This is a genomic window from Streptomyces actinomycinicus (genome assembly GCF_016741775.1).
GTDB lineage: Bacteria > Actinomycetota > Actinomycetes > Streptomycetales > Streptomycetaceae > Streptomyces > Streptomyces actinomycinicus.
Map to the genome: position 1 here is coordinate 25,696 of NZ_JAERRK010000015.1, position 25,882 is coordinate 51,577.

The window sequence follows — 25,882 nt, forward strand, 5'->3', positions numbered from 1 at the left end:
CCGACGTTTACCCCTGAGCGTTACGATCGCTGCCAGCACGACCTCGGACACATGTCCGACTGGTCGGACAGCACCCACCCAGCCGCCTCGGTGAGAAGGTAAAGATTCATGTTCGGTGGAAAAATCGGCGCTCCCGAGATCATCCTGATCCTCGTCGTCGTCATTCTGCTGTTCGGCGCGAAGAAGCTGCCGGACATGGCCCGCTCGCTCGGCAAGTCCGCGCGCATCCTCAAGAGCGAGGCCAAGGCGATGAAGGAAGAGAGCAACGCTTCCACCCAGGCCTCCGGCTCCAACGAGCAGTCCGCGGCCCAGCGCACCATCCAGGCGGCTCCCGGCGACGTGGCCAGCTCCCGGCCGGTCAACGAGCCGACGGACACCACCCAGCGCTGACACAGGGCCGGACGGTCCCGGCCTGCCGCACGAGATGAGGACGTGGGTTGCTCAAGCCTGCCCGCAAGAAGGAGAAGGATCCCGAGGGGCGGATGCCCCTTGCGGATCACCTTCGTGAGCTCCGCAACCGGCTCGCGAAGGCGATGCTGGCCATCGTCATCGTGACGATCGTCGCGGCCTTCTACTACAACGACATCATCAATTTCCTGACGAAGCCGATCCTCGACTCGGTCGGCTGCCGGGAAACGTTCGAACAGCTGGCGAAGTCCAGCGGCAAGACCCAGTGCGCGGAGATCACCATCAACGGTCTCCTCGCTCCGTTCACGCTGGCCCTCCAGGTCTCGCTGATGGCGGGCGTCGTGCTCGCGTCGCCGATCTGGCTCTACCAGCTGTGGGCCTTCGTGGCGCCGGGTCTGCACCGGCACGAGAAGAAGTACGCGTACGCCTTCGTCTTCACCGGCGCCCCGCTGTTCTTCGGCGGCGCCTTCTTCGCGTACAAGCTGCTTCCGACCACCGCCAAGGTGCTGATCGACTTCACGCCGAGCGGCGACATCAAGAACCTGCTGCCGCTCGACGACCTGCTCCAGCTGGTCACGCGCATGGTGATCGTCTTCGGCCTCTCCTTCGAGCTGCCACTGCTGCTGATCATGCTCAACCTGACCGGGGTGCTGTCCGGCAAGCGCATGATGGGCTGGTGGCGCGGCATGATCCTCGGCATCACGGTCTTCGCGGCCGTGGCCACGCCGAGCACCGACCCGCTGTCCATGCTCGCCCTCGCCGGGCCGATCTGGGTGCTGTACTTCGCCGCGGTCGCCTTCTCACTGCTCAACGACAAGCGCAGGAGCCGTCGCGAGGCCGAGGGCCCGGCCGACCACGAGGCCTCCGAGCTTGACCTCACGCCCGAGGACATCGGCGAGGTCGAGCCCGTCCCGGCCACCCGGGCGCTGCCCGAGCAGTCGGGCACGGACCGGGTCAACGGCTACGACGACGTGACCTGACCCGTTCACCGAACCGTGTGACGATGCCCCCGTCCGGCAGGACGGGGGCATCCGTCTTCGTCGATCAGCCCATGTTCCGGATAATGATCGTCCTGTTGTCAGTGGGGCCCGGTACGCTCGAAAGCACGATGACAGAGGACCTCTCACCGGCCGAGCGGTATGCGGCAGCCCGGCGACGGGCTGCCGAGCAGGCCACCGCACTCGCGTCCTTCCGCGAGATGTACGACTTCGGCCTCGACCCCTTCCAGATCGAGGCCTGCCAGGCACTCGAAGCGGGGAAGGGCGTGCTGGTGGCCGCCCCCACCGGCTCGGGCAAGACGATCGTGGGCGAGTTCGCCGTCCACCTCGCCCTGCGCCAGGGCAAGAAGTGCTTCTACACGACACCCATCAAGGCGCTGTCGAACCAGAAGTACGCCGACCTGTGCCGCCGCTACGGCGCGGCCAAGGTCGGCCTGCTGACCGGCGACAACAGCGTGAACTCCGACGCCCCGGTGGTCGTGATGACCACCGAGGTGCTGCGGAACATGCTCTACGCCGGCTCGCAGACCCTGCTCGGCCTCGGCTACGTGGTCATGGACGAGGTGCACTACCTCTCCGACCGCTTCCGTGGCGCCGTCTGGGAGGAGGTGATCATCCACCTGCCCGAGTCGGTGACCCTGGTCTCGCTCTCCGCGACCGTGTCCAACGCGGAGGAGTTCGGCGACTGGCTGGACACCGTCCGCGGCGACACCGAGGTGATCGTCTCCGAGCACCGGCCCGTGCCGCTGTTCCAGCACGTGCTCGCCGGCCGCCGGATCTACGACCTGTTCGAGGAGGGCGAGGGCCACAAGAAGGCCGTCAATCCCGACCTGGTCCGGCTGGCCCGCATGGAGGCCACCCGGCCGTCGTACCAGGACCGCAGGCGCGGCCGGTCGATGCGCGAGGCCGACCGGGAGCGGGAGCGCAGACAGCGCTCGCGCGTCTGGACCCCGGGCCGCCCCGAGGTCATCGAGCGGCTGGACGCCGAGGGCCTGCTGCCCGCCATCACCTTCATCTTCAGCCGCGCCGCCTGCGAGGCCGCCGTCCAGCAGTGCCTGTACGCGGGCCTCAGGCTCAACGACGAGGACGCGCGGGAGAAGGTCCGCGCCCTGGTCGAGGAGCGCACCGCCGCCATCCCGTCGGAGGACCTGCACGTCCTCGGCTACTACGAGTGGCTGGAGGGCCTGGAGCGGGGCATCGCCGCCCACCACGCGGGCATGCTCCCGACCTTCAAGGAGGTCGTCGAGGAGCTGTTCGTACGCGGCCTGGTGAAGGCCGTGTTCGCCACCGAGACCCTCGCGCTGGGCATCAACATGCCCGCCCGTTCGGTGGTGCTGGAGAAGCTCGTCAAGTGGAACGGCGAGCAGCACGCCGACATCACGCCCGGCGAGTACACCCAGCTGACGGGCCGTGCGGGCCGCCGGGGCATCGACGTCGAGGGCCACGCGGTCGTCCTGTGGCAGCGCGGCATGAGTCCCGAGCACCTCGCCGGCCTCGCGGGCACGCGTACCTATCCGCTGCGGTCCAGCTTCAAGCCGTCGTACAACATGGCGGTCAACCTGGTCGAGCAGTTCGGCCGGCACCGCTCGCGCGAGCTGCTGGAGACCTCCTTCGCGCAGTTCCAGGCCGACAAGTCGGTCGTCGGGATCTCCCGGCAGGTGCAGCGCAACGAGGAGGGGCTGCAGGGCTACAAGGCCTCCATGACCTGCCACCTCGGCGACTTCGACGAGTACGCCCGGCTGCGCCGCGAACTGAAGGACCGGGAGACCGAGCTGGCCCGGCAGGGGGCCGCCCAGCGCCGCGCCGAGGCCGCCGTCGCCCTGGAGAAGCTCAAGCCGGGCGACGTCATCCACGTGCCCACGGGCAAGTACGCGGGCCTCGCCCTCGTTCTCGACCCCGGTCTGCCCGCGGGCCGCTCCAACGGCCACCGCGGCTTCGACCACCACGACGGGCCGCGCCCGCTGGTGCTGACCGCGGAGCGGCAGGTCAAGCGGCTGGCCTCGATGGACTTCCCGGTGCCGGTCGAGGCGCTGGACCGGATGCGGATCCCGAAGACCTTCAACCCGCGCTCGCCGCAGTCCCGTCGGGACCTCGCCTCCGCGCTGCGCTCCAAGGCCGGGCACATCCCGCCGGAGCGGGCTCGCAAGAAGCGGTCCCAGGCCGCCGACGACCGGGAGATCGCGCAGCTGCGCACGGCGATCCGCGCGCATCCCTGCCATGGCTGCGACGACCGTGAGGACCACGCCCGCTGGGCCGAGCGCTACCACCGGCTGCTGCGCGACACCTCGCAGCTGGAGCGCCGGATCGAGGGCCGTACCAACACCATCGCGCGGACCTTCGACCGGATCGTCGCGCTGCTGACCGAGCTGGACTACCTGCGCGGGGACGAGGTCACCGAGCACGGCAAGCGGCTGGCGCGGCTCTACGGCGAACTGGACCTGCTGGCCAGCGAGTGCCTGCGCGCGGGCGTCTGGGAGGGGCTCGCCCCCGCCGAACTGGCCGCCTGTGTCTCGGCGCTGGTGTACGAGGCCCGGGTGGGCGACGACGCCATGGCGCCGAAGCTGCCCTCGGGCAAGGCGAAGGCCGCGCTCGGGGAGATGGTCCGGATCTGGGGCCGGCTCGACGGTCTGGAGGAGGACTTCCGGATCAACCAGACCGAGGGCGTCGGCCAGCGCGAGCCGGATCTCGGGTTCGCCTGGGCCGCGTACATGTGGGCGTCCGGCAAGGGCCTCGACGAGGTGCTGCGCGAGGCGGAGATGCCGGCCGGTGACTTCGTGCGCTGGTGCAAGCAGGTCATCGACGTCCTCGGGCAGATCTCCGCGGCCGCTCCCGCCGAGGGCTCGACCGTGGCCAGGAACGCGCGCAAGGCCGTGGACCAGTTGCTGCGGGGCGTCGTGGCCTACTCGTCGGTGGGCTGAGCCGGCCCACTAGTCGACGGTCCGGCCTGATCGTTCCCCGGGCGCGGGCGCACTGTGGCTGATCGCGCAGTGGCCCGCGCCCTCGGCATTGCCGCCCGCTGTCCCCGGAGATGCCCGGGCGGTGCGGGACGTGACCCGGTGTGGCGGTCACGGTGAGGGGAACGGCCACCGGCCGCGTCGAGGAGCGGTCCCGGCCCCTGATTCACTCTTCACGGTGAGGGGCTCTCGTACGCCCGTGCGTCGTCACGGAGTGTGTGCGAGCGGAAGCCTGGCGTGTAAAAGAAGTTGAGCGTACTCCTGTCGCCGGGGCGATTTCAGGTGCTTGCCGAATATGACACGGCGATGATCCGGTCGGACTAAGCTCGCCCGCGGCGCACCGAGTTGAGGTAATTCGTGCGCTTGTTCCCAAACACGAAGTAGATCCCGACAGTTCCCATGAACCTTCCCCCCGAAAGCTCTCCCGACACCCAGCCGACTCGTCTCAGAAGGCATCCATGGTGAGTGTGCAGAAGCCTCCCCGCGGCCGTGAACGTCCCTATGCGCGCGTGCTGTTGCCGCCGGCCATAGTGATGGCCGCCGCCACCGGGGCAGCCGTGGCCCTGGTACCGCACTCCGCCCGGCTCGCCGTCGGCGTGTGCGGGGCGCTGGCCGTACTGCTGGTCCTCGGCACGGCCGGGGAGGCCGCCCGCCGCGGCCGTCGGCTCCGTGAGGCGCAGGCCGAACACGCCCGTCACGCCACGTACCTGGAAAACCAGATCCTCGCCCACCAGCAGGTGGTCGACACCTTCATCGGCGACGTGCTGCCCACCGGCTTCCTCCGGCTGCGCCGCGGCGAGGCGCTCCGTGACGTCGTGCGCAACGTCTACGACGCGGACCCCGCGCTGCGCGGCCTGCCCGAGCCCTACCGGGACCTGGTGCGTATGGCGCTGCGCGGCGCCGACCACGAGATCTCGATGCGCGACGCCACCGAGCGCTCGTACGTGAGCATCGCCCGCCGCGTCCAGGCCATCGTCCACCAGCAGGCCAAGGAACTCCGCGAGATGGAGGAGGACCACGGCCGCAACCCCGAAGTCTTCGACGACCTGCTGCGCATCGACCACGGCACCTCGCTGATCGGCCGCCTCGCCGACACCATCTCCGTCCTCGGCGGCGGCCGGCCCGGCCGCCAGTGGCCCCTGCCGGTCTCCCTCTACAGCGTGCTGCGCGGCGCGATGTCCCGGATCCTGGAGTACCGCCGCATCGAGCTGAGCAGCATCATCAACATCAACATCAAGGGCACCGCCGTCGAGCCGGTCATCCACGCCGCCGCCGAACTCCTCGACAACGCCACCCGCTACTCGCCGCCCACCACCAAGGTGCACGTCACCGCCTCCGAGGTGCAGGCCGGCATCGCCATCGAGATCGAGGACGCGGGCGTCAGCCTGAGCGAGGAGTCCCGAGCCCGGATCGAGAAGGCCATCGAGGACGCCAAGAACCTCGACGACGCGGACAACCTCGGCGAGAACCCGCGCCTCGGCCTCGCCGTCGTCGGCCGGCTCTGCAAGCAGTTCGACATGGAGGTCTCGCTGCGCGCCTCCGCCTACGGCGGCGTCCGCGCGATCCTCATCGTGCCGCGCGTCATGACGACCACCGAGCCCGGCGTCGGCGCCGCGCACGGCATCGGTGCCACCGGCATCCCGAAGCCCGAACTCGGCGCCGTCGAAGGCCCCAAGCGCCCGCCCAAGAAGCGCCGCCCCACCAGCCCCAAGATCCCGGCCGGGATCTCCATGGAAGACGACGTCCCGGAGGTCACCGAGTGGACCGCGGGCGGTCTGCCGCAGCGCCGCAGCCGGGTGAAGACCCCGCTCAGCCAGCGGATCGCGGAACAGGCCGCCATCGAGCGCGCCGAGCGTGAGGGCCGGCCGACCATCTGGTCCCAGACCCGCGCGGAACCGGAACCCGAGCCCGAGATCGACCCCGAGCGCAAGAAGCTCATGGACCAGCCGCCGGGAGCCGGGATCGAAGCCTTCTGGGAGGGCCTGCGCAAGGGCATGCCCCCGGACGCCACCGGACCCGAGCTGACCGACTTCACCCGGAACCCGACCAAGTACCTGCATCTGCTCAACGATTCGGACGGCCTCCCCGAGGGCGCCGCCGACGATGACGACGAGAGGGACCTCAAGTGATCCAGCAGCGAGGCAACCTGGACTGGATGCTCAAGCAGCTGAACGACGGTGTGCCGGGCATCGAGATGATCGTGGTCCTCTCCGCCGACGGACTGCGCATCGCCCGCTACGGCGGCGACCCCGACGCCGCCGACCGGGTGGCCGCGGCCTGCGCGGGCGTGCAGAGCCTGGCCGGCGCCATCATCCAGGAGCTTCCGGGGGCCGGCGAGATGCGGGTCGTGGTCTTCGAGATCGAGGGCGGCTACTTCTACCTCATGAACGCCGGACCCAACGCCTTCCTCGCCGTGCTCGCCGACGTCACCTGCGAACCCGGCCGGATGAGCGGCATGATGCGCGACCTCGTCGTCCGGATCGGCGCCCATCTCACCAGTCCGCCCCGGCGGAACGGGCAGACCGTATGACACCTCCACGACGCAAACGGCGCCAGCCGCGACATCTTCCGCCCCCGCCGCCACCGCTGCCCTCCCCGGCACCGGCGGACGGCCAGGAGCGACCCCGAAACCCCGAGCGGCTCTACACCATTGCCGCAGGCGCCGACGGCGCCCGCGCCGAACTCGACCTGGTGACCCTGATCGTGGCGCGCTCCGGGCCCACGCCGTCCGCCTCGCCGGAGGAAGCGGCCGTGCTCCGGCTCTGTATCGCCCCCCTGTCCATGGCCGAGCTGGCGGCCTACCTCCAACTGCCGTTCAGCGCGATGACCGTACTGATCACCGAGCTGATCGCGGCCGAACTGGTGCAGGCGCGTGCCCCGATCGTCCGCCAGGCGGTTCCCGACCGATCACTCCTCGAAGCGGTGATGCATGGACTTCAAAGGCTTTGACGCGTTCCCCGGCCCGCGCACCGAGGACCAGCTGCCGCACACGGCCCAGACCGCGGTGAAGATCGTGATCGTGGGCGGCTTCGGCGTCGGCAAGACCACCATGGTCGGTTCGGTCAGCGAGATCAGACCGCTGACCACCGAGGAGACCATGACCCAGGCCGGCATCGGCGTCGACGACAACTACGGCTCCGACTCCAAGACGGCCACCACCGTGGCCATGGACTTCGGCCGCATCAGCATCACCGAGAAGCTGGTGCTCTACCTCTTCGGCACCCCCGGCCAGGAGCGCTTCTGGTTCCTGTGGAACGGCCTGTTCGAAGGCGCTCTCGGCGCCGTCGTCCTGGTCGACACCCGGCGGCTGGAAGTCAGCTTCGACGTCATGGGCCGGCTGGAGGAACGCGGCGTGCCGTTCGTCGTCGCCGTCAACACCTTCCCCGACGCGCCCCGTTACCCGGTCGAGGAACTGCGCACCGCGCTGGACCTGACCCCGGAGATCCCGATCATCGACTGCGACGTGCGCCGTCGGGCCTCCAGCAAGGACGTGCTGCTGACCCTCACGCGCTTCCTGCACTCCCTCGCCCTCTCCGGCTCCCTGACCTGAACCACGCCGACCGACCGCCCCCACCCCATCCGTTCCGGAGCGACACCGTGACGTCTGAATCCCCATCCCTGACCGGCACCGACCCCACGTCCGGCCCGCCGCCGGGCTGCCCGGCGCACCGCCTCGGGCCCGGGGGAGTGCACCGGATCTACGGCCCCGACGCCGAGGACCTCGGCGGCCTCTACGAGCGGCTGCGCGAGGAGCACGGTCCCGTGGCCCCCGTACTGCTCCACGACGACGTACCGATGTGGGTCGTGCTCGGGCACGCCGAGAACCTGCAACTGGTGCGCAGTCCCTCGCAGTACACCCGGGACAGCCGGATCTGGACCCCGCTGCGGGAGGGCATGGTCAAGCCCGACCACCCGCTCATGCCGCACATCGCCTGGCAGCCCATCTGCTCGCACGCCGAGGGCGACGAGCACGAGCGGCTGCGCGAGGCGGTCACCTCGGCCATGGCCACGATCGACCACCGCAGTGTCCGCCGGCACATCGGCCGCCACACCCAGGGCCTGGTCAACGGCTTCTGCGAGCTGGGCCGGGCCGAGCTGGTCTCGCAGTTCGCCGAGCACCTGCCGATGGCCGTCATGTGCGAGGTCCTCGGCATGCCCGAGGAGTACAACGACCGGATGGTGCAGGCCGCCCGGGACGCCCTCAAGGGCACCGAGACCGCCATCCAGAGCCACACCTACGTCATGGACGCGCTGAGCCGGCTCACCGCCCGGCGGCGCACCCGGCCCGAGGACGACTTCACCAGTCACCTCATCACCCACCCGGCCGGGCTCACCGACGACGAGGTCCGCGAACACCTGCGGCTCGTCCTCTTCGCGGCCTACGAGGCCACCGCCAACCTCCTCGCCAACGCGCTGCGCATGGTCCTCACCGAGCCCGGCTTCCGCGCCCAGCTCAACGGCGGCCAGATGACCGTGCCGGAGGCGATCGAACAGTCCCTGTGGGACGAGCCGCCGTTCAGCACCGTCCTCGGCTACTACGCCAAGCAGGACACCGAACTGGGCGGCCGGCGCATCCGCAAGGGCGACGGGCTGCTCTTCGCGCCCGCCCCGGGCAACGTCGACCCGCGGGTGCGGCCCGACCTGTCCGCGAGCATGCAGGGCAACCGCTCGCACCTGGCGTTCGGCGGCGGCCCGCACGAATGCCCCGGCCAGGACATCGGCCGTGCCATCGCCGACGTCGGCGTCGACGCGCTGCTGACCCGGCTGTCCGACATCCAGCTGGACTGCCCGGAGGAGGACCTGCGCTGGCGCTCGTCCATCGCCTCCCGGCACCTGGTGGCCCTGCCGGTGCGCTTCGAACCCAAGCCGCAGCAGGACGTCGACCTGCCGCCGCGCGCCGTGCCGCTGCCGCCGCAGCGGTCCGGATGGCAGGTCGGCACGCTGAGCAGCGACCCGGTGCCGACCGTCCCGGCGCAGCCGACGCCACCCCGGCCGCCGCACGTGCCGCAGGCCCTTCCGTCCCCTGCGCAGCCGGCACGGCGGCGGGGTGTGTGGCGGCGCCTGGTGGACTGGTGGCGCGGCGAGTGACAGCGCCCCGGCCCCTCCGCGGAGGGGCCGGCACCGCCCGGCGACGGCGAGCGCTCCCTGGCGGGGCAGCCTGCGCGGGCCCTCTCTTTGACGGCGAGCGCTCCCTGGCGGGGCAGCCTGCGCGGGCCCTCTCTTTGACGGCGAGCGCTCCCTGGCGGGACAGACAGCCTGCGCGGCCCACTCTTCGACGGTGAGCGCTCCCGGGCGGGTCAGCCCTCCGCGGTCCACTCCTCGTACGACGTCCACGCCCTCAGTTCGCGCCCGCTGACGAACGCGTGCTGCCTGCCGGTGACCGGGTCGGTGAACTCCAGCCTGCGGGCGAGCAGTTGCAGCGGGCGCCGGAAGTCGCCGGCCGGTACCGGGTCCGTCACCTCGGGATACAGCGGATCGCCGAGTATGGGCACGCCGAGCGCGTTCAGGTGCACCCGCAGCTGATGGGTCTGCCCGGTCGCCGGCAGGAGCCGGTAGCGGCCCAGGCCGCCCCGGTGCCCGGCCGGTTCCACGCGCGTCTCGGCGTTGGGCTCGCCGGGGACCTCCCGGGCGGCAGGCACCCCGCGCTCCTTCACGATCCTGCTGCGCACCGTGCGGGGCAGGCTGAGCGAGGGGTCGTACGGCGCGATCGCCTCGTACTCCTTGCGTACCCGGCGGTCCCGGAACAGTGTCTGGTAGGCGCCGCGCTCCCCGGGCCGGACGGTGAACAGCACCAGGCCCGCGGTGAGCCGGTCCAGGCGGTGCGCCGCTGTCAGCGCCGGAAGCCCCAGCTCGTGCCGGAGCCGGGCCAGCGCGGTCTGCGCGACGTGGGTGCCGCGCGGGGTCGTGGCCAGGAAGTGCGGCTTGTCGGCGACCACGATGTGCTCGTCCCGGTACACCACCTCCACCGGGAACGGCACGGGCACCTCGGCGGGCAGGTCCCGGTGGAACCAGACGAACATCCCCGGCCGGTACGGCGCGTCCGGCGCCACGGCCCGTCCGTCGGCGCCGACCACCAGGCCCGCGTCGAACATCGACGCCACCACTCCGGGTCCGGCGCCCGTGAGCCGCTCCACCAGATGCTCCCGCACGGTCGCCCAGGCCCCGTCAACGGGCAGCCGCACCCGCACGGGATCGACACCGGCGCGCTGGGGGAGCGGGGAGGGCGGGGGAGGGGTACGGCGTCTCATCGGGGCCAAGGGTACGGCGGCAGGCCGTCGCCGGCGGGGAGGGCGGGCTGCGGAGTCCGGGCGAGGGCCCGGGGGGGCAGGACCGGGCCGGTGAGAAAGGGCATGATCCACGCCCTGCCGACGGCCGGCCGTGCGGCCCACCGGTCTTCGGCCGCGCCCGCGGCGACCTGAGCGTACCTTGCGGAGCCTGCCCCGCCCGCTGCTTCGTGGTCTCAGGCTGCCGCTGCCGTGCCGTCCTCCTGCTCGGCCTCGATGCGGGCGTTCCAGTCCCGCTTGGAGGCCTGCCAGCCGTCCTCGTTGTGGCCGAGGCGCCAGTAGCCGGAGATCGACAGGTTCTCGCGCGGGATCTGCCGCTCGACCCGCAGCAGCCGGCGCAGCTCCTTCACGAAGCCCGCCTCGCCGTGCACGAACGCGTGCAGCCGGCCCTCCGGGAACTCCAGCCCACGCACGGCCTCCAGCAGGGCCTCGCCGACCGGCCGGTCCCCGCGGTGCAGCCAGACGACCGGCACCTCGGAGTCGATCTTCTGTTCCTCCTCGGGCCCGGACACCTCGACGAAGGCGTGCGCACGGGCGTCGGCGGGCAGGGTCTCCAGGGAGCGGGCGATCGCGGGCAAGGCGCTCTCGTCACCGGCGAGCAGATGCCAGTCGGCCTCCGGGTCGGGCGCGTACGCGCCGCCGGGCCCCATGAAGCGCACGGTCTCGCCGGGCCGTGCCCGGGCGGCCCACGGCCCGGCCAGCCCCTCGTCACCGTGGATCACGAAGTCGAGGGTGAGTTCCCGCTGCACCGGATCCCAGGCGCGCACGGTGTACGTCCGGGTCACCGGCCACTGCTCGCGCGGGAGTTCGGCACGGATCCGCTCCAGGTCGAAGGGCTCCGGGTAGGTCACGCCGGCCGCGCCGAACAGCAGCTTCACATAGTGGTCGGTGCACGTGTCCGCGGAGAATCCGGCCAGGCCCTCGCCGCCGAGCACCACCCGCTGCATGTGCGGAGTCAGCCGTTCCGTGCGTACGACCTGAGCGGTATGGGGTTTGCGCGGCTTCCGTCCCGGACGCTCTGCCATCACGGCCTCCTGCAGGGGTTGGTTAGGTTTACCTAAGTTAGCACCTCGCTCGGCGTCAACACCTCTTTCCCGAGGCCCTGGTGAGAGCCCTTTGCCGGAATATTCCGTCCGGTCAGCGGCCGAGCGTGGTGAGCAGCCGCTCCAGCGAGCCGCCCAGCCCCCACCGGCGCGCCAGCTCCTGCAGTGCCACGGGGTCCCGCGGGGCCCCCGGCAGGGCGGTGTCGACGTCCGGCAGCGGCACGTCGCCGGCCACCCGCACCACCTTCGGCGCGACCGCGACATACGGCCGCGCCTCGGTGAGCCGCTTGCGCTGCGACGGCGTCAGCTTCGCGCCCGGGTCGTCGACGGCCGCCATGATCCCGGCCAGGTCACCGAACTGGGCGAGCAGCTTGGCCGCCGTCTTCTCGCCGATGCCGGCCACGCCCGGCAGGCCGTCGCTCGGGTCACCGCGCAGCAGTGCCAGATCCGCGTACCCCCGCCCGTCGACGCCATACTTCTCGCGCAGCACCGCCTCGTCGGTGAGCTGCAGCGTGCCGACCCCCTTCAGCGGGTACAGCACCCGGATCCCGCGCACGTCGTCCACCAGCTGGTAGAGGTCGCGGTCGCCCGTGACGATGTCCACCGGGCCCTCGGCGCGAGCGGTGAACGTGCCGATCACATCGTCCGCCTCGTACCCCGCGACGCCGACCCGGGCGATCCCGATCGCGTCCAGCACGTCCTCGATGACCGGCACCTGAGGGGCGAGGGTGTCCGGCACCTCCTCCTCGTCCGGTGCACCCTCGTGCTCCTCGGCGACCCGGTGCGCCTTGTAGGTGGGGATGAGGTCCACCCGCCACTGCGGCCGCCAGTCGGCGTCCATGCAGGCCACCAGTCGCTCCGGCCGGTGGTCCTTGACCAGCCGGTCGATGAAGTCGAGCAGTCCGCGCACGGCGTTCACGGGCGTGCCGTCCGGCGCCTTCACGGAGTCCGGCACGCCGAAGTAGGCGCGGAAGTACAGCGAGGCGGTGTCGAGAAGCATGAGTCGTCCGGTCACGCTCGCATCATGCCGTACGGCACCGACAGTCCCGCCGCGCCCCGGAATACGTTGCATGACGCGCACCGCCGCCCGGAGGGCACGTACGAGGCGGCGACGGCCGCCCGCCGGCTTCTCGACGCTCGCTGCGGGCCGCGCGCTCCACGCCGGGCCGCCGACGCCCGACGTCGGCCCGCGGAGGTCCCGCCTGCGGCAAGGGCCGCCGAGGTTTCACCTACGGCAAGGATCAGGCCAATCACTCACGGTGACGGGCACTGGCCTGTGCCGGGGCACTCGGCCCAGCTGGCGGCATATTCACCCCGCAGGGGTACCCGGTACCGGAGCGTTCCCCGTCCCCGGGACACTGGCGCGAACTGTGAGGGTGGGGAACCACCTCCTGTCAGGGATGTGACAGGCACGTGAAACGGTTTGCCGAACATGCGTAGGGTGCAGAGAAGTCATCAGACGTGTGGTGCGCCGGCGCGGGCACCCGGTCGGCGGCACGACGAGTGAGGGAGGGAGCCGGAGCGATGGGCGACCACAAAGAGCAGCAGCCCGTACGGGTGGGCGCGGCCGTCCGGCGGCGCCGCCGTGCACTGGAGCTGACCCTCGCCGTCGTGGCCGAGCGCACCGGGCTCTCCGTGCCCTTCCTCAGCCAGGTCGAGAACGACCGGGCACGCCCGAGCCGTACGTCCCTGGAGAAGCTGGCCGACGCCCTGCGGACCACGGCCGTCGAGCTGCTCGCCGCCGCCGACCCGGCCGCCAGCGTGGACCTCGTCCGTGCCGAACCCGCCGCCGAGGACGACTTCACCCCGCGGACCCGCTCCCTGGTCCGGGGCCACCACCAGCTGCACGCCTCCGAGTTCACCGGCGACCACGACGCCGGCCGCGAGTTCCAGCACCGCAACGACGAGCTGATGTACGTCGCCGACGGCGCGGTGGAGATCGAGGCCGAGGGCCGTGCGTACCGGCTCGGCCGGGGCGACACGCTGTACCTGACCGGCGGGGTCCGGCACCGGTGGCGGGCGACGGTTCCCGATACGCGGGTCGTCGTCGTCGCGGTGGCGGAGCACATCGAGGCCGTGCAGGACAGGTCCCGCTAGGTGCGCCACGGAAGGGGCCGCCGGCCGTCCACGGGCCCGTCACGGCTCGCCGCGCGGTGCCCCGCGCCCGCGAGGGGCACCACCCCGGCCGGAGCCGCGTAGTGCGCGTCGTCTCCCTGGTCCCCTCGCTCAGCGAGGCCGTGGCCCTGACGGTCCCCGGCGCCCTGGTCGGCGCGACCGACTGGTGCACCCACCCGGCCGGCCTCGACGTCACCCGGATCGGCGGGACGAAGAACCCCGACGTGACACGGATCCTCGCCCTGGCCCCCGATCTGGTGATCGCCAACGAGGAGGAGAACCGCGCCCCCGACCTGGACGCCCTGCGACAGGCGGGCCTGGAGGTGCTGGTCACCGAGGTGCGGAACGTCCCGCAGGCCTTCACCGAGCTGGACCGGGTGCTCGGCGCGTGCGGCGCGCCGGGCCGGCCCGGCTGGCTGGCCGAGGCGGAGGGGGCCTGGACGTCCCTGCCGGAGCCGCGGCGGCGTACGACAGCGGTCGTACCGGTCTGGCGCCGCCCCTGGATGGTCCTGGGCCGGGACACCTTCGCCGGAGACGTCCTGGCCCGCCTCGGCGTGGACCACCTGTACACCGGCCACCCCGAGCGCTACCCCCGCGTCCCGCTGGATGAGCTGCGCGCCGCCGCCCCGGACCTGGTCGTCCTCCCCGACGAGCCCTACCGCTTCACGGCCGAGGACGGCCCGGAGGCCTTCCCCGGCCTGCCCTGCGCGGTGGTCAGCGGACGGCACCTGACCTGGTACGGGCCGTCGCTGGCGCGGGCGCCACGGGTGCTGGCCGAGGCCCTGCGAGCAGCTCACCGCTGAGCAGGCCCCGTACGGTCCCGGAGGCCGCCGCGAGCCAGCCTGCGAACAGGGCGCCGTACAGCACGAAGGCCAGGACGTCGTACATCACGAGGCCGGTGTGCCGGGCGAGGGCCGCGGCGCCGGTGACGCAGGTGCCCACCGGGAAGGTGAACGCCCACCAGGTCATCGCGAACCCCATGCCGTGCCGGCGCGCCCGCACCACGTGCACGGTCGCGAACGCCAGCCACAGCAGCGCGAACCCCATGACGGGCACGCCGTAGAGCAGGACGAACACCGCCAGGCCACGGTCGTAGGGAGCCGGTACGACCCCGGGCGCGGCGTCGGCGACCAGTCCGACGGCGGTGGTGGACTGTCCGAGCGGGCCGAGGACCAGCAGCAGGGCCGGGGTCAGCGCGAGCGGCAGCGGCCCGGAGGTGATCAGCCGGGCGAAGACCAGCGGCAGCATCAGCAGCACCGCCAGCAGGCTCAGCCCGAACAGCGCCAGACAGGCCAGCAGCAGGGACTCCCGGGGCTGGCCCGGCGGCAGATGGGGCACCAGGAGCGGACCGACGGCGGCCGACACCATGGGTGCGACCAGGGGCAGCAGCCACACCGGGGAAGCCTGGCCGGGTTCGACGCGATGCCGTACGGCCATGAGGTACGGCACGGCCACGGCGGACGCGAGCCCCACCGCCGTACCGAGGGTGAACAGCACCGAGTCCAGGGCGACGGCGGCCGGGGTGCCGATCACGCCCTGCCCGGTGGTCAGGGCGCCGCCGCCCACCGCCAGCAGGGCCATGGCCAGGCAGCCGTAGAAGGGCGCCGCCCCCGGGTTGAGGAGGTCGGCGCGGGCCTGGTCGCGGTGCCGGGCCCAGTGCCGCGCCCGGCCGCACAGCAGGGCCGCGAGCATCAGCAGGGACAGTGCCCAGAAGGCCGCGAAGACACCGTTCAGCGCGTGCACGGGCCCGGGCAGGGCGATACCGGCCGAGCCGACGACGGCGGTACCCATCACGGAGGCGTACCAGTTCGGCCCGAGGTGGCGGACCGAGGCCGCCCGGCGGAGGGAGAGAGGTGGGACTGCGGTGACCATGGGTCCACCGTCCCGCCCACGGTCCGCCCTGACCAGGGAGTTCTCCTCTATCAGGGCATAAGCTGGTCTTATGAGTGAGGCGGAGGAACAGCACGGGCGGACCCGGTCGCTGGCGCACCGGGTGCCGGACCTCGCCGCGCTGGAGCTGCTGCTGGCGGTGGCGCGGCTGGGCAGTCTCGGGGCGGCGGCACGGGAGGTCGGCATCACCCAGCCGGCCGCCAGCAGCCGGATCCGCTCCATGGAACGGCAGCTGGGCGTGGCCCTGGTCGACCGCTCGCCGCGCGGCTCCCGGCTCACCGATGCGGGCGCCCTGGTGACGGACTGGGCCCGCCGGGTGGTGGAGGCGGCGGCGGCCTTCGACGTCGGCGCGCAGGCGCTGCGGGACCGGCGGGACTCGCGGCTCCGGGTCGCCGCGAGCATGACCATCGCCGAGTACCTGCTTCCCGGGTGGCTCCTCGCCCTGCACGCGGAGCGGCCCGACACCGCGGTGTCCCTGCTCGCCGGCAACTCGGCGAAGGTGGCGGAACTGCTGCTGGCCGGCGAGGCGGACCTGGGGTTCGTGGAGGGGCTGTCGGTTCCGGCGGGCCTGGACTCGGCGGTCATCGCCCGGGACCGCCTGATCGTGGTCACCGCCCCCGGTCACCCGTGGGCGCGCCGCCGGCGGCCCGTGACGGCGGACGAACTGTCCGCGACCCCGCTCATCCTCCGGGAACGCGGCTCCGGCACCCGCCAGGTCCTCGACGCGGCGCTCGGCGGTCTGGCGAGGCCCCTGATCGAGCTGTCCTCGACCACGGCGGTGAAGGCGTCCGCGGTCAGCGGGGCCGGGCCCTCGGTCCTCAGCGAACTCGCCGTGGGCGAGGAACTGGCCATGCGCCGGCTGGTGAGCATCCCCGTGGAGGGCGTCACCCTGGGCCGGGACCTACGAGCGGTATGGCCGACGGGCCACCGCCCCACGGGCCCGGCACGGGAACTGCTGTCCTTGACCCGCGGCTGAGCGCCCCAGAACCACTCGCCGGCGCCCCCAGGGGCGCGGGAACTGCACGAGTGTCCGCGAGCCACCGGCACCTGGCGGAGGCCGGCGCCGTCCTTCCTCAGGGGTGCGGGGAACTGCGCGAGAACCCGCGGCGCACCCGCGCCTCGCGGAGGCCGGCGCCGTCCTTCCTCAGGGGTGCGGGGAACTGCGCGAGAACCCGCGGCGCACCCGCACCCGGCAAGCGGCCGTCGCCCTCCGTCGCGCTCAAGAACCCGCCGTCACCAGCCCCCGCATCACCCGTAGGTCCTCCCCCATCTCCGGATGCCACTGCACCCCGAGCACCCACCCCCGCTGCGGCGGCAGTTCGACCGCCTCCACCGTGCCGTCCTCGGCATAGGCCGACGGGACGAGACCCTCGCCGAGGCGTTCCACCGCCTGGTGGTGGTACGTCGGCACCATCAGCTCCTCCGGGACGATCCCGGCGTAGAGCGTGCCCGGTACCGGCTTCACCGGGTGCCCGCCGAAGACGCCGACCACCTCCGCGTGTCCGTCCAGGTGCTGGACGAGCGTTCCGCCGAGGGCCACGTTCAGCAGCTGCATCCCCCGGCAGACACCCAGCAGCGGCGTCCCGGCGTCCAGCGCGGCCCGGATCAGGGCGAGTTCCCACGTGTCACGTGCCGTCGCGGGCGGCCCGGTCCGCGGGTCGCGCTCGGCGCCGTACCGGGCCGGATCCACGTCCGGGCCGCCCGCGATCACCAGCCCGTCCAGCCGGGCCACCGCCGCCGCCGCATGCTCGGGCGCGTCCGGGGGCAGCATCGCGGCGAGCCCCCCGGCCCGCTGCACCAGCCGGGGGTATCCGGCCGGCAGCAGCGCCGCGTCCAGCTCCCACACGCCCCAGCGCGCGCCGCTCTCCAGATACGTGCTCACACCGATCAGCGGCCGTACGGTCATGCTGCCCTCCACCGAGTCCAAAGGTTCACGCGCATACCTTTGCAGAGCCGGCTCACGTCAGGAAGCCCCGCAGCAGGGCCGCCGTCCCCGCGCAGTGCTCGCGCATCATCTCCCTCGCCCCGTCCGCGTCCCCGTCCAGCACCGCCTCCACCAGCGCGGTGTGCTGCCGCTGGGAGTGCTCCAGGTTGCGCACCAGCAGCGGGATGCAGTCCAGGAGGTCGTTGACCGTGGCCCGGACCGCCGCGTACTGCGCGGTCAGCGACGGTGAGCCGCACAGCTCGGCCAGCGTCAGGTGGAGCAGCGTGTCCGCCCGCCGGTAGTCCGTGAGCGGGGCCCCGTGGGTGCGGTCCAGTGCCTCGCGCAGCCGGCCGGCCTGCTCCTCCGTCAGCCCGTGCGCCGCGCACAGCCCGGCCGCGCCCACCTCGAGCACCTCGCGGAACCGCAGCACGTCCTCGACGTCGACCTCGGCGATCCGCCGCCGCAGCTCGTCCTCGCCGGCCCCCTCCGTGCGCGGCAGCACGAACGTTCCGCCGTACCGCCCGCGGCGCGCCTCCACCAGCCCCTGGTCCTGCAGCACCTTCAGGACCTCGCGCAGCGTCACCCGGCTGATCCCGAGCCGCTCCGCCAGCTCCCGCTCGGCCGGCAGCCGCTCGCCGCCCGGCACCAGGCCCAGCCGGACGACCTGGAGGATCTGCTCCAGCGCCTCCTCGAAGCCGTTGCCCGCCCGCACCGGCCGCAGCACCGGAGCGAGCCGGTCGTCCAGCCCGCTGAACTCCATGTCCTGCGACATCCGGCGTACCCCCTTCCCAAGCAATGGTTCTCCGCAATACCTTATGGCTCCCGGCCCGGCAGAAAAAGCGCGATGGCGCCGAAGGAGGCTCTCCCGTGGCAGACCGCACACCCCCGCTCAGCGTCGAGGAACTGCACGCCCTCGTCGCGAGCGGTGAGATCGACACTGTCGTCCTGGCCTTCCCCGACATGCAAGGGCGGCTCCAGGGCAAGCGGTTCGCCGCCCGCTTCTTCCTCGACGAGGTCCTGCAGCACGGTACCGAGGGCTGCAACTACCTCCTCGCCGTCGACACCGAGATGAACACCGTCGACGGCTACGCGATGTCCTCCTGGGACCGCGGCTACGGCGACTTCGCCATGCACCCCGACCTGCACACGCTGCGCCGGATCCCCTGGCACCCCGGCACCGCCCTGCTCGTCGCCGACCTCGCCTGGAACGACGGCTCCCCGGTGGCCGCCGCCCCGCGCCAGATCCTGCGCCGCCAGCTCGACCGCCTCGCCGAACTCGGCTACACCGCCCAGGTCGGCACCGAGCTGGAGTTCATCGTCTTCAAGGACAGCTACGAACAGGCCTGGGACGCGGGCTACCGGGGGCTCACCCCGGCCAACCAGTACAACATCGACTACTCCATCCTCGGCACCGGCCGCATCGAGCCCCTGCTGCGCCGCCTGCGCAACGACATGGCCGGCGCCGGCCTCACGGTCGAGTCCGCCAAGGGCGAGTGCAACCCCGGCCAGCACGAGATCGCCTTCCGCTACGACGAGGCCCTCACCACCTGCGACCAGCACGCCCTGTACAAGACCGGCGCCAAGGAGATCGCCGCCCAGGAGGGCGTCTCGATCACCTTCATGGCCAAGTACAACGAGCGCGAGGGCAACTCCTGCCACATCCACCTCTCGCTCGCCGACGCCGACGGCTCCAACGCCATGGCCGGCGAGGGCGAGGGCGGCATGTCCGACGTCATGCGGCACTTCCTCGCCGGACAGCTCGCCGCCCTGCGCGACTTCTCGCTGCTCTACGCGCCGAACATCAACTCCTACAAACGCTTCCAGCCCGGCTCCTTCGCGCCCACCGCCGTCGCCTGGGGGCACGACAACCGCACCTGCGCCCTCCGCGTGGTCGGCCACGGCCGCTCCCTGCGCTTCGAGAACCGCCTCCCCGGCGGCGACGTCAACCCGTACCTGGCCGTCGCCGGACTCGTCGCGGCCGGCCTGCACGGCATCGAGCAGAAGCTGGAACTCCCCGAGCCCTGCCCCGGCAACGCCTACACCGCGGACTTCGAGCACGTCCCGACCACCCTGCGCGAGGCCGCCGAACTCTGGGAGAACAGCCCCGTCGCCAAGGCCGCCTTCGGCGACGAGGTCGTGGCCCACTACCGCAACATGGCGCGCGTCGAACTCGAGGCCTTCGACGCCGCGGTCACCGACTGGGAGCTGCGCCGCTCCTTCGAACGCTTGTGAGGCATGACGTGTCCCAACCGTACGAACTCGACGTTCTCAACCCCGCGACGGAAGAGGTGATCGCGACCGTACCCGGAGCGGCCGAACAGGACGTCGACGCGGCTGCGTCCCGGGCCGAACGAGCCCAGCGAACGTGGGCGGCCCTCGCGCCCGGCGACCGGGCCCGGCTGCTGCGCCGGTTCGCCACCGTCGTCGACGACCACATCGAGGAACTCGCCCGGCTGGAGGTGCGCGAGGCCGGCCACACCATCGGCAACGCCCGCTGGGAAGCCGGCAACGTCCGCGATCTGCTGGACTACGCGGCGGGCGGCGTGGAACGGCTGACCGGCCGGCAGATCCCCGTCGCCGGCGGTCTGGACGTCACGCTTCTCGAACCGCTCGGGGTGGTCGGGGTCATCGCGCCCTGGAACTTCCCCATGCCGATCGCCGCCTGGGGCATGGCCCCGGCGCTCGCGGCGGGAAACGCGGTCCTCCTGAAGCCCGCCGAGACCACTCCGCTGACGGCCCTGCGGCTCGCCGAACTCGCGCTCGAGGCGGGACTGCCCGAGCACCTGTTCCAGGTCCTGCCGGGTCGCGGTGACATCGCGGGCGACGCCCTGGTCCGGAACCCACGCGTCGCCAAGATCGTCTTCACCGGCTCCACCCGGGTCGGCAGGCGCATCATGGCGCTCTGCGCGGACCAGACCAAGCGCCTCACCCTCGAACTCGGCGGCAAGAGCCCCAATGTCGTCTTCGCCGACGCCGATCTGGAGGCCGCCCTCGACCCCTTCTCGTTCCTGGACAACTCCGGGCAGGACTGCTGCGCCCGCACCCGCGTCCTGGTCCAGGAGCCGGTGTACGAGGAGGCCCGCGAGTTCCTCGCCGACGCGCTGGCCGCCGTGGTGGTCGGCGACCCGGCCGACGAGAAGACGCAGATGGGCCCGCTGATCTCCGGGCAGCAGCTGGAACGCGTACGGTCCTACGTCCCCGAGGACGCCCCCGCCCTGCGCGGCACGGCCCCCGACGGGCCAGGCTTCTGGTTCCCGCCGACCGTCCTCACCGGGGAGCGGCACGACAGTGCCGCGGCCCGTGAGGAGATCTTCGGCCCCGTCGCCGTCCTCCTGCCGTTCACCGACGAGCAGGACGCCGTCCGCCTCGCCAACGACACCCCCTACGGCCTCTCCGGCTCCATCTGGACCCGGGACGTGGGCCGCGCGCTGCGCGTCTCCCAGGCCGTCCGCGCGGGCAACCTGTCCGTCAACTCCCACTCCAGCGTCCGCTACTCCACACCGTTCGGCGGCTTCCAGCAGTCCGGCCTCGGCCGCGAACTCGGCCCCGACGCCCTGACCGCCTTCACCGAAACCAAGAACGTCTTCATCAGTACGGAGGGCCCCGCACAGTGACCGCTACGACCGCAGAGACCGTCTGCCGCCGCCTGGTCGGCCGTACCGCCGTCGTCACCGGAGCCGGCAGCGGCATCGGACTCGCCGCCGCCCGCCGGCTCGCCTCCGAGGGCGCGAACGTCGTCTGCGCCGACGTCGACGAGGCCCGCGGCAAGGCCGCCGCCGACGAGGTGGGCGGACTCTTCGTCAAGGTCGACGTCACCGACTCCGAGCAGGTCGAGGCGCTGTTCAAGGCGGCGTACGACACCTACGGCAGCGTCGACATCGCCTTCAACAACGCCGGTATCTCGCCGCCCGACGACGACTCCATCCTGGAGACCGGCCTGGAGGCCTGGAAGCGCGTCCAGGAGGTCAACCTCACCTCCGTCTACCTGTGCTGCAAGGCCGCCATCCCCTACATGCGCCGCCAGGGCAAGGGCTCCATCATCAACACCGCGTCCTTCGTGGCGAGGATGGGCGCGGCCACGTCCCAGATCTCGTACACGGCCTCCAAGGGCGGTGTCCTCGCCATGTCCCGCGAACTCGGCGTGCAGTTCGCCCGCGAGGGCATCCGGGTCAACGCCCTCTGCCCGGGCCCGGTGAACACCCCGCTCCTGCAGGAGCTGTTCGCCAAGGACCCGGAGCGGGCCGCCCGCCGCCTCGTGCACATCCCGGTCGGCCGGTTCGCCGAGGCCGAGGAGATCGCCGCCGCGGTCGCCTTCCTGGCCAGCGACGACTCGTCCTTCGTCAACGCCACCGACTTCCTGGTGGACGGCGGGATCGCGGGCGCGTACGTCACGCCGATGTAGGGACAAAGGTGTACGGTCCGCGCATATGCGACACCTTCTCGCGTGGACCCTGGCAGCGGCCGCCACCCTGGCGGCCGCGCCCACCGCAGCACCGGCCGCGCCCACCGCAGCACCGGCCGCGCCCACCGCAGCACCGGCCGCGCCCACCGCAGCACCGGCCGCCTCCGACTGCCCCCGGCTGAGCACCCGTTGGTACGGCGACAACCGCGCCCGCCTGCAACACGTCATCGACGCGTACGGCAGCTGCTCCGGGCGCAAGGGCGCGGTCGCCGTCTTCGACTGGGACAACACGGTCACCAAGAACGACGTCACCGACGCCACCCTCTCCTGGGCCCTCCGCCACGACGCACTGCTGCGCCCCGCCCGCTGGAAGGACACCAGCGCCTGGCTGACGGACGCCGCCGACCGGGCCCTCACCGCCGCCTGCGGCACCGGCCCGGGCGTGCCCCTGAGGACCTCCGCCGAGCCGCGCTGCGCGGACGAGATCCTCGAGATCCGCGAGAACGCCACCACCATGAGCGGCGCCCCCGCCTTCACGGGCCGCTGGAACCACCGGCGCACGATCCCGCAGTACGCCTGGGTGCCCCAGCTCTTCGCCGGCCGCACCCCCGCCGACCTCGCCGCCTACACCGGCGCCGCCCGCCGCGAGGCCCTGGCCGCCCCCGTCGGCGCGACCCGCACCCTCGGCAGCCACACCGTCCCCGCCTACGTCCGCTACTACGCCCAGCAGACCGACCTGATCCGCACCCTGCGCCGCGCCGGGTTCCGGGTCTACGTGGTCTCGGCGGGCGTCGAGGCCGTCACCGAGGTCTGGTCCCGCGCGGTCGGCGTGGACGCGGCACACACCGTCGCCATCCGCCCGGTCCTCGACGGCCGGGGCCGGATCACCGTGCGCACCGAGGGCTGCGGCGGCGTCCCGGGCGGCCGCGGCACGGTCATCCCGTACATCGACGGCAAACGCTGCTGGATCAACCAGGAGGTCTACGGCGTCCGGGGCGCGCGTGCCTGGCAGCGCCGGCCCGCGGCGCAGCGGCCCGCCCTCGCCGCCGGCGACGCCGACACCGACGTCACCTTCGTCGGCGACGCCACCGGAGCCCACCTCGTGATCAACCGCAACAAGCCGGAGCTGATGTGCCGGGCCTACGCCGACGCGGACGGCCGCTGGCTGGTCAACCCCATGTTCCTCGCCCCGCTGCCGCGCCGGCCCGCGTCCTACCCGTGCTCGACCACGGCGTACACCGCACCCGACGGCACGCACGGACCGGTCCGCCGCGCCGACGGCTCACCGCTGCCCGACCAGCCGGACACGGCGTACTGAGGGCGGCTCACAGGAAGGTGCGGCCCTCCCCCCGGTAGGTCGGTACGGTCGCCGTCACGGTGTCGCCCTCGATCAGGTGCAGCGTGTCGAACCGCTCGCACAGCTCGCCCGCCTTGGCGTGCCGGAACCACACCTTGTCGCCGACGAGCAGATCGTCGGCCGGTGAGCCGAGCAGCGGGGTCTGCACCTCGCCGGGGCCCTCCTGCGGGTCGTACCGCAGCCCCTCCGGCAGGTACGGCACCGGAAGCCGGTCGGGACCCGCGACACCGGAGGCCGGGTAGCCGCCGCCGAGCACGGTGACCACACCGACGCCGGGCCGGCGGACGACCGGCTGGGCGAAGAGCGCGGCGGGCCGGCCCGTGAACGAGGTGTAGTTGTCGAACAGGCGCGGCACGTACAGCCCCGAGCCGGCCGCGATCTCCGTCACCGCGTCCTCGGCGGCGGTGTGCTGCACGCTGCCGGTACCGCCGCCGTTCACGAACTCCAGGTCCGGCACGACGGCCCGGACCGCCCGGACGACCGCGGCCCGCCGCTCCGCCAGCTCCCGCCGTGCGGTCGCCTGCATCAGCCGGATGACCCGCGACCGCAGCGGCCGTCCGGCGACCGCGTCCCCGACCCCGGCTATGTGCCCCTCGTACGCCATGATCCCGACCAGCCGGAACCCCGGCCGCCGGGCCACTGACCGGGCCAGCTCGGCGAGTTGGCCGGGGGAGCGCAGGGGCGAGCGCCGGGCCCCGACCCGCACCCGGCCGCCGAACATCTGCAGCGAGGTGTCCAACTCCAGGCAGACCCGCACCACTTCACGCCCGCCGTCGCGGGCGGCGTCGATGAGATCGAGCTGGGCCGGGTCGTCGATCATCACGGTGACGGCGGCGGCCGGCTTGGGATCGGCGGCCAGTTCCGCGAACCCGGCCCGGTCGGCCGACGGGTAGGCCAGCAGCACGTCGTCGAACCCGGAACGCGCGAGCCACAGCGACTCGGCCAGGGTGAACGACATGATGCCCCGGAAGCCCTCCATGGCCAGGACCCGCTCCAGCAGGGCCCGGCAGCGCACCGACTTGCTGGCGACCCGGACCGGTTTGCCGGCGGCGCGGCGCACCAGATCGGCGGCATTGGCGGCGAACGCGTCCAGGTCCACGATCGCGAGAGGGGCGTCGAGATGGGCGGTGGCCCGGTCGTAACGGGCCCGGTCGGCGGCAGGCGCAGTCATGACGGAAGCCTGCCAGAGACGATTACCGCAGGGTAGGGGGACGTTCCGGGCAGATGCCCCGGGCCTGCGGACCGGTTCCGTCCCGGCCCCCGACAGCCCGTAGAGTGACGCGCACGAACGGCGGAACGCGCCTGGCGCACCACATGAACCGGGATGCCGCTCCGGCCGTACGGGTATGCGTGCCCGGAAGGAGCTTGAGCACCGGGCGCGGCCGAGCAGCACAGCGGCCCGCGTACGAAAGAGCGGCCCGGGCACGAGGAAACGGGGGGTGCATGAGCACGGAAGCGCGGCACGCCCCCGTCCCGCGACGTCCGTCGACCCCGCCCGGACAGTCCACTGACAACGGCGTCGAACCGGCACCCCCGGGTACGGCGCCGCGCGTGCCGCCGGGCCCCCCGCCCCAGCGCCCACCGATGCCGTCCGCACCCCCACGCCCGTTCCGCCGGCCACCGGACGTCGACCCCGACGACGAACCTTCCGTCTTCACCCCACGAGAGTCCTCCCGCACCACGCCCTGGGACACCTCCCGCACCACGCCAGGCGACGGCTCGCGCACGACACCCGGCGACACCGCCCGCACCTCGCCCGGCGACGGCTCGCGCACCTCGCCCGGCGACACCGCCCGCACATCGCCCGGCGGCGGCTCGCGCACCTCGCCCGGCGGCGGCTCCGGCGCCACGCCCGGCGGCCGGCCCTTCGCCGACAGCGCGCCCGCCGGCCGGTCCGGCCCCGCGAGGGCCGCCGGTCAGCCGCGTGTCCCGGCATCACGGCAGTCGGCCGTGCCCGAGGTCCCCGCCCCCGCGAGCCCGCCCCCGCCCCCCGCCTCGGCCCGCTTCCCCGACGCACGCCCGAGCGCCGGCCCCGCCCCACGCCGTGACGGAACCGGCACGGCAGATCCGGCCCGCCCGGACGCGCAGCCGCGCCGGCCGGGGGCTCCGGTGGGGGCGGCCGGTGCTGATCGCCAGGTGCGTCGGCCGGTGGTGCGGGTGGACGAGACCGGTCCAAGTGGGCGGGTTCGCCGGCCAGGGGCTCCGGGGGAGTCCGCTGGTGCTGGTGCTGGTGCTGGTGCTGGTGCCGGTGGTGCTCATGGTGCCGATGGTGCCGGCGCCGGGTGGGTGGGTCAGCCGGTGGCTCCTTCCGAGGCGGCCGCGGAGACGACGGCCCGGCTGCGGCCCCGCAGCGGCGCACGCGGCCAGGGCGCCCCGGCGGAAACACCGTCGGAGACCACGGCCCGGCTCCGCCCGATCCCCCCGGACGCCTCCGCTTCCCCGGCGCACCCGGCTCGCTCAGCTCCCTCCTCCGCCGCGTCGGCCCCGGCCGTCTCATCCGCGCCGTC

At 72.8% G+C, this 25,882-nt stretch carries 22 protein-coding genes; 15 read left to right on the top strand and 7 right to left on the bottom strand.

Going from position 1 to position 25,882, the window contains the following annotated elements; all coding sequences use genetic code 11:
* The first annotated feature begins 108 nt into the window (after positions 1 to 108).
* The 8 genes from tatA to JK359_RS25375 all read left to right on the top strand — a co-directional run bounded on the left by tatA (position 109) and on the right by JK359_RS25375 (position 9,448).
* Positions 109 to 390, top strand: coding sequence for a Sec-independent protein translocase subunit TatA (tatA, locus tag JK359_RS25340; protein WP_201840078.1), 282 nt, complete (start codon positions 109 to 111; stop codon positions 388 to 390).
* 47 nt (positions 391 to 437) lie between these two features.
* Positions 438 to 1,388: a twin-arginine translocase subunit TatC gene (gene tatC, locus JK359_RS25345; RefSeq protein WP_201840080.1), complete on the top strand. Its 951-nt coding sequence runs from the start codon at positions 438 to 440 to the stop codon at positions 1,386 to 1,388.
* Between the two features lie 83 nt (positions 1,389 to 1,471).
* Positions 1,472 to 4,324 carry a DEAD/DEAH box helicase gene (locus JK359_RS25350; protein WP_201840422.1) on the top strand — a complete coding sequence of 951 codons (2,853 nt, stop codon included), beginning with the start codon at positions 1,472 to 1,474 and terminating at the stop codon, positions 4,322 to 4,324.
* Between the two features lie 494 nt (positions 4,325 to 4,818).
* Positions 4,819 to 6,489, top strand: coding sequence for a sensor histidine kinase (locus JK359_RS25355; protein ID WP_236678422.1), 1,671 nt, complete (start codon positions 4,819 to 4,821; stop codon positions 6,487 to 6,489).
* Entirely contained in the window at positions 6,486 to 6,890 is a 405-nt protein-coding gene (locus tag JK359_RS25360; RefSeq protein WP_201840082.1) for a roadblock/LC7 domain-containing protein, read from the top strand. Before JK359_RS25355 ends, JK359_RS25360 begins: the two co-directional genes overlap by 4 nt.
* Positions 6,887 to 7,309 (top strand): DUF742 domain-containing protein, encoded by a 423-nt coding sequence (locus tag JK359_RS25365; RefSeq protein WP_201840085.1) that lies wholly within the window; start codon positions 6,887 to 6,889, stop codon positions 7,307 to 7,309. Before JK359_RS25360 ends, JK359_RS25365 begins: the two co-directional genes overlap by 4 nt.
* Positions 7,290 to 7,910, top strand: coding sequence for a GTP-binding protein (locus JK359_RS25370; protein WP_201840088.1), 621 nt, complete (start codon positions 7,290 to 7,292; stop codon positions 7,908 to 7,910). The genes JK359_RS25365 and JK359_RS25370 overlap by 20 nt, the downstream gene beginning before the upstream one ends.
* A gap of 47 nt (positions 7,911 to 7,957) precedes the next feature.
* The gene (locus JK359_RS25375) at positions 7,958 to 9,448 is read left to right on the top strand and encodes a cytochrome P450 (RefSeq protein WP_201840091.1); all 1,491 of its coding nucleotides are present in this window, start codon (positions 7,958 to 7,960) and stop codon (positions 9,446 to 9,448) included.
* Positions 9,449 to 9,657: 209 nt separating this feature from the next.
* Here JK359_RS25375 and JK359_RS25380 read toward each other — a convergent pair whose 3' ends face one another.
* From JK359_RS25380 to JK359_RS25390, 3 genes are all read right to left on the bottom strand, one after another.
* Positions 9,658 to 10,608 (bottom strand): pseudouridine synthase, encoded by a 951-nt coding sequence (locus JK359_RS25380; RefSeq protein WP_201840094.1) that lies wholly within the window; start codon positions 10,606 to 10,608, stop codon positions 9,658 to 9,660.
* Positions 10,609 to 10,820: 212 nt separating this feature from the next.
* Positions 10,821 to 11,669, bottom strand: a complete 849-nt coding sequence (locus JK359_RS25385; protein ID WP_201840097.1) for a siderophore-interacting protein — start codon at positions 11,667 to 11,669, stop codon at positions 10,821 to 10,823.
* A 112-nt stretch (positions 11,670 to 11,781) separates the two neighbouring features.
* Positions 11,782 to 12,702, bottom strand: coding sequence for a 5'-3' exonuclease (locus JK359_RS25390; RefSeq protein ID WP_307788276.1), 921 nt, complete (start codon positions 12,700 to 12,702; stop codon positions 11,782 to 11,784).
* Positions 12,703 to 13,211: 509 nt separating this feature from the next.
* On the opposite strand from JK359_RS25390, the gene JK359_RS25395 reads away from it, so the two are divergent.
* Entirely contained in the window at positions 13,212 to 13,784 is a 573-nt protein-coding gene (locus JK359_RS25395) for a helix-turn-helix domain-containing protein (RefSeq protein WP_201840101.1), read from the top strand.
* 101 nt (positions 13,785 to 13,885) lie between these two features.
* Positions 13,886 to 14,605, top strand: coding sequence for a helical backbone metal receptor (locus JK359_RS25400; RefSeq protein ID WP_201840104.1), 720 nt, complete (start codon positions 13,886 to 13,888; stop codon positions 14,603 to 14,605).
* On the opposite strand, the gene JK359_RS25405 is transcribed toward JK359_RS25400, so the two are convergent.
* Entirely contained in the window at positions 14,517 to 15,674 is a 1,158-nt protein-coding gene (locus JK359_RS25405) for a TDT family transporter (protein ID WP_201840107.1), read from the bottom strand. The genes JK359_RS25400 and JK359_RS25405 overlap by 89 nt on opposite strands.
* A 70-nt stretch (positions 15,675 to 15,744) precedes the next feature.
* Between JK359_RS25405 and JK359_RS25410 the strand changes: the two genes are divergently transcribed.
* Positions 15,745 to 16,668 (top strand): LysR family transcriptional regulator, encoded by a 924-nt coding sequence (locus JK359_RS25410; RefSeq protein WP_201840110.1) that lies wholly within the window; start codon positions 15,745 to 15,747, stop codon positions 16,666 to 16,668.
* 243 nt (positions 16,669 to 16,911) lie between these two features.
* On the opposite strand, the gene JK359_RS25415 is transcribed toward JK359_RS25410, so the two are convergent.
* Both JK359_RS25415 and JK359_RS25420 read right to left on the bottom strand, forming a co-directional pair.
* On the bottom strand, positions 16,912 to 17,598 hold the full coding sequence (locus tag JK359_RS25415; protein WP_201840112.1) for a gamma-glutamyl-gamma-aminobutyrate hydrolase family protein: 687 nt from the start codon (positions 17,596 to 17,598) through the stop codon (positions 16,912 to 16,914).
* A 52-nt stretch (positions 17,599 to 17,650) separates the two neighbouring features.
* A complete protein-coding gene (locus JK359_RS25420; RefSeq protein ID WP_201840115.1) occupies positions 17,651 to 18,388 on the bottom strand; it encodes a FadR/GntR family transcriptional regulator in 738 nt (245 codons plus the stop codon).
* A gap of 95 nt (positions 18,389 to 18,483) precedes the next feature.
* On the opposite strand from JK359_RS25420, the gene JK359_RS25425 reads away from it, so the two are divergent.
* The 4 genes from JK359_RS25425 to JK359_RS25440 are packed head-to-tail and all read left to right on the top strand — an operon-like array spanning position 18,484 to position 23,336.
* The gene (locus tag JK359_RS25425; protein WP_201840117.1) at positions 18,484 to 19,848 is read left to right on the top strand and encodes a glutamine synthetase family protein; all 1,365 of its coding nucleotides are present in this window, start codon (positions 18,484 to 18,486) and stop codon (positions 19,846 to 19,848) included.
* Positions 19,849 to 19,856: 8 nt separating this feature from the next.
* The gene (locus JK359_RS25430) at positions 19,857 to 21,230 is read left to right on the top strand and encodes an aldehyde dehydrogenase family protein (protein WP_201840119.1); all 1,374 of its coding nucleotides are present in this window, start codon (positions 19,857 to 19,859) and stop codon (positions 21,228 to 21,230) included.
* The gene (locus tag JK359_RS25435) at positions 21,227 to 22,018 is read left to right on the top strand and encodes a 3-oxoacyl-ACP reductase (RefSeq protein ID WP_201840121.1); all 792 of its coding nucleotides are present in this window, start codon (positions 21,227 to 21,229) and stop codon (positions 22,016 to 22,018) included. The genes JK359_RS25430 and JK359_RS25435 overlap by 4 nt, the downstream gene beginning before the upstream one ends.
* Positions 22,019 to 22,043: 25 nt before the next feature.
* Positions 22,044 to 23,336: an HAD family hydrolase gene (locus JK359_RS25440; RefSeq protein ID WP_201840123.1), complete on the top strand. Its 1,293-nt coding sequence runs from the start codon at positions 22,044 to 22,046 to the stop codon at positions 23,334 to 23,336.
* A gap of 7 nt (positions 23,337 to 23,343) precedes the next feature.
* Here the strand turns inward: JK359_RS25440 and JK359_RS25445 are convergent, their stop codons facing one another.
* The gene (locus tag JK359_RS25445; RefSeq protein ID WP_201840125.1) at positions 23,344 to 24,546 is read right to left on the bottom strand and encodes an amino acid deaminase/aldolase; all 1,203 of its coding nucleotides are present in this window, start codon (positions 24,544 to 24,546) and stop codon (positions 23,344 to 23,346) included.
* Positions 24,547 to 25,882: the final 1,336 nt, after the last annotated feature.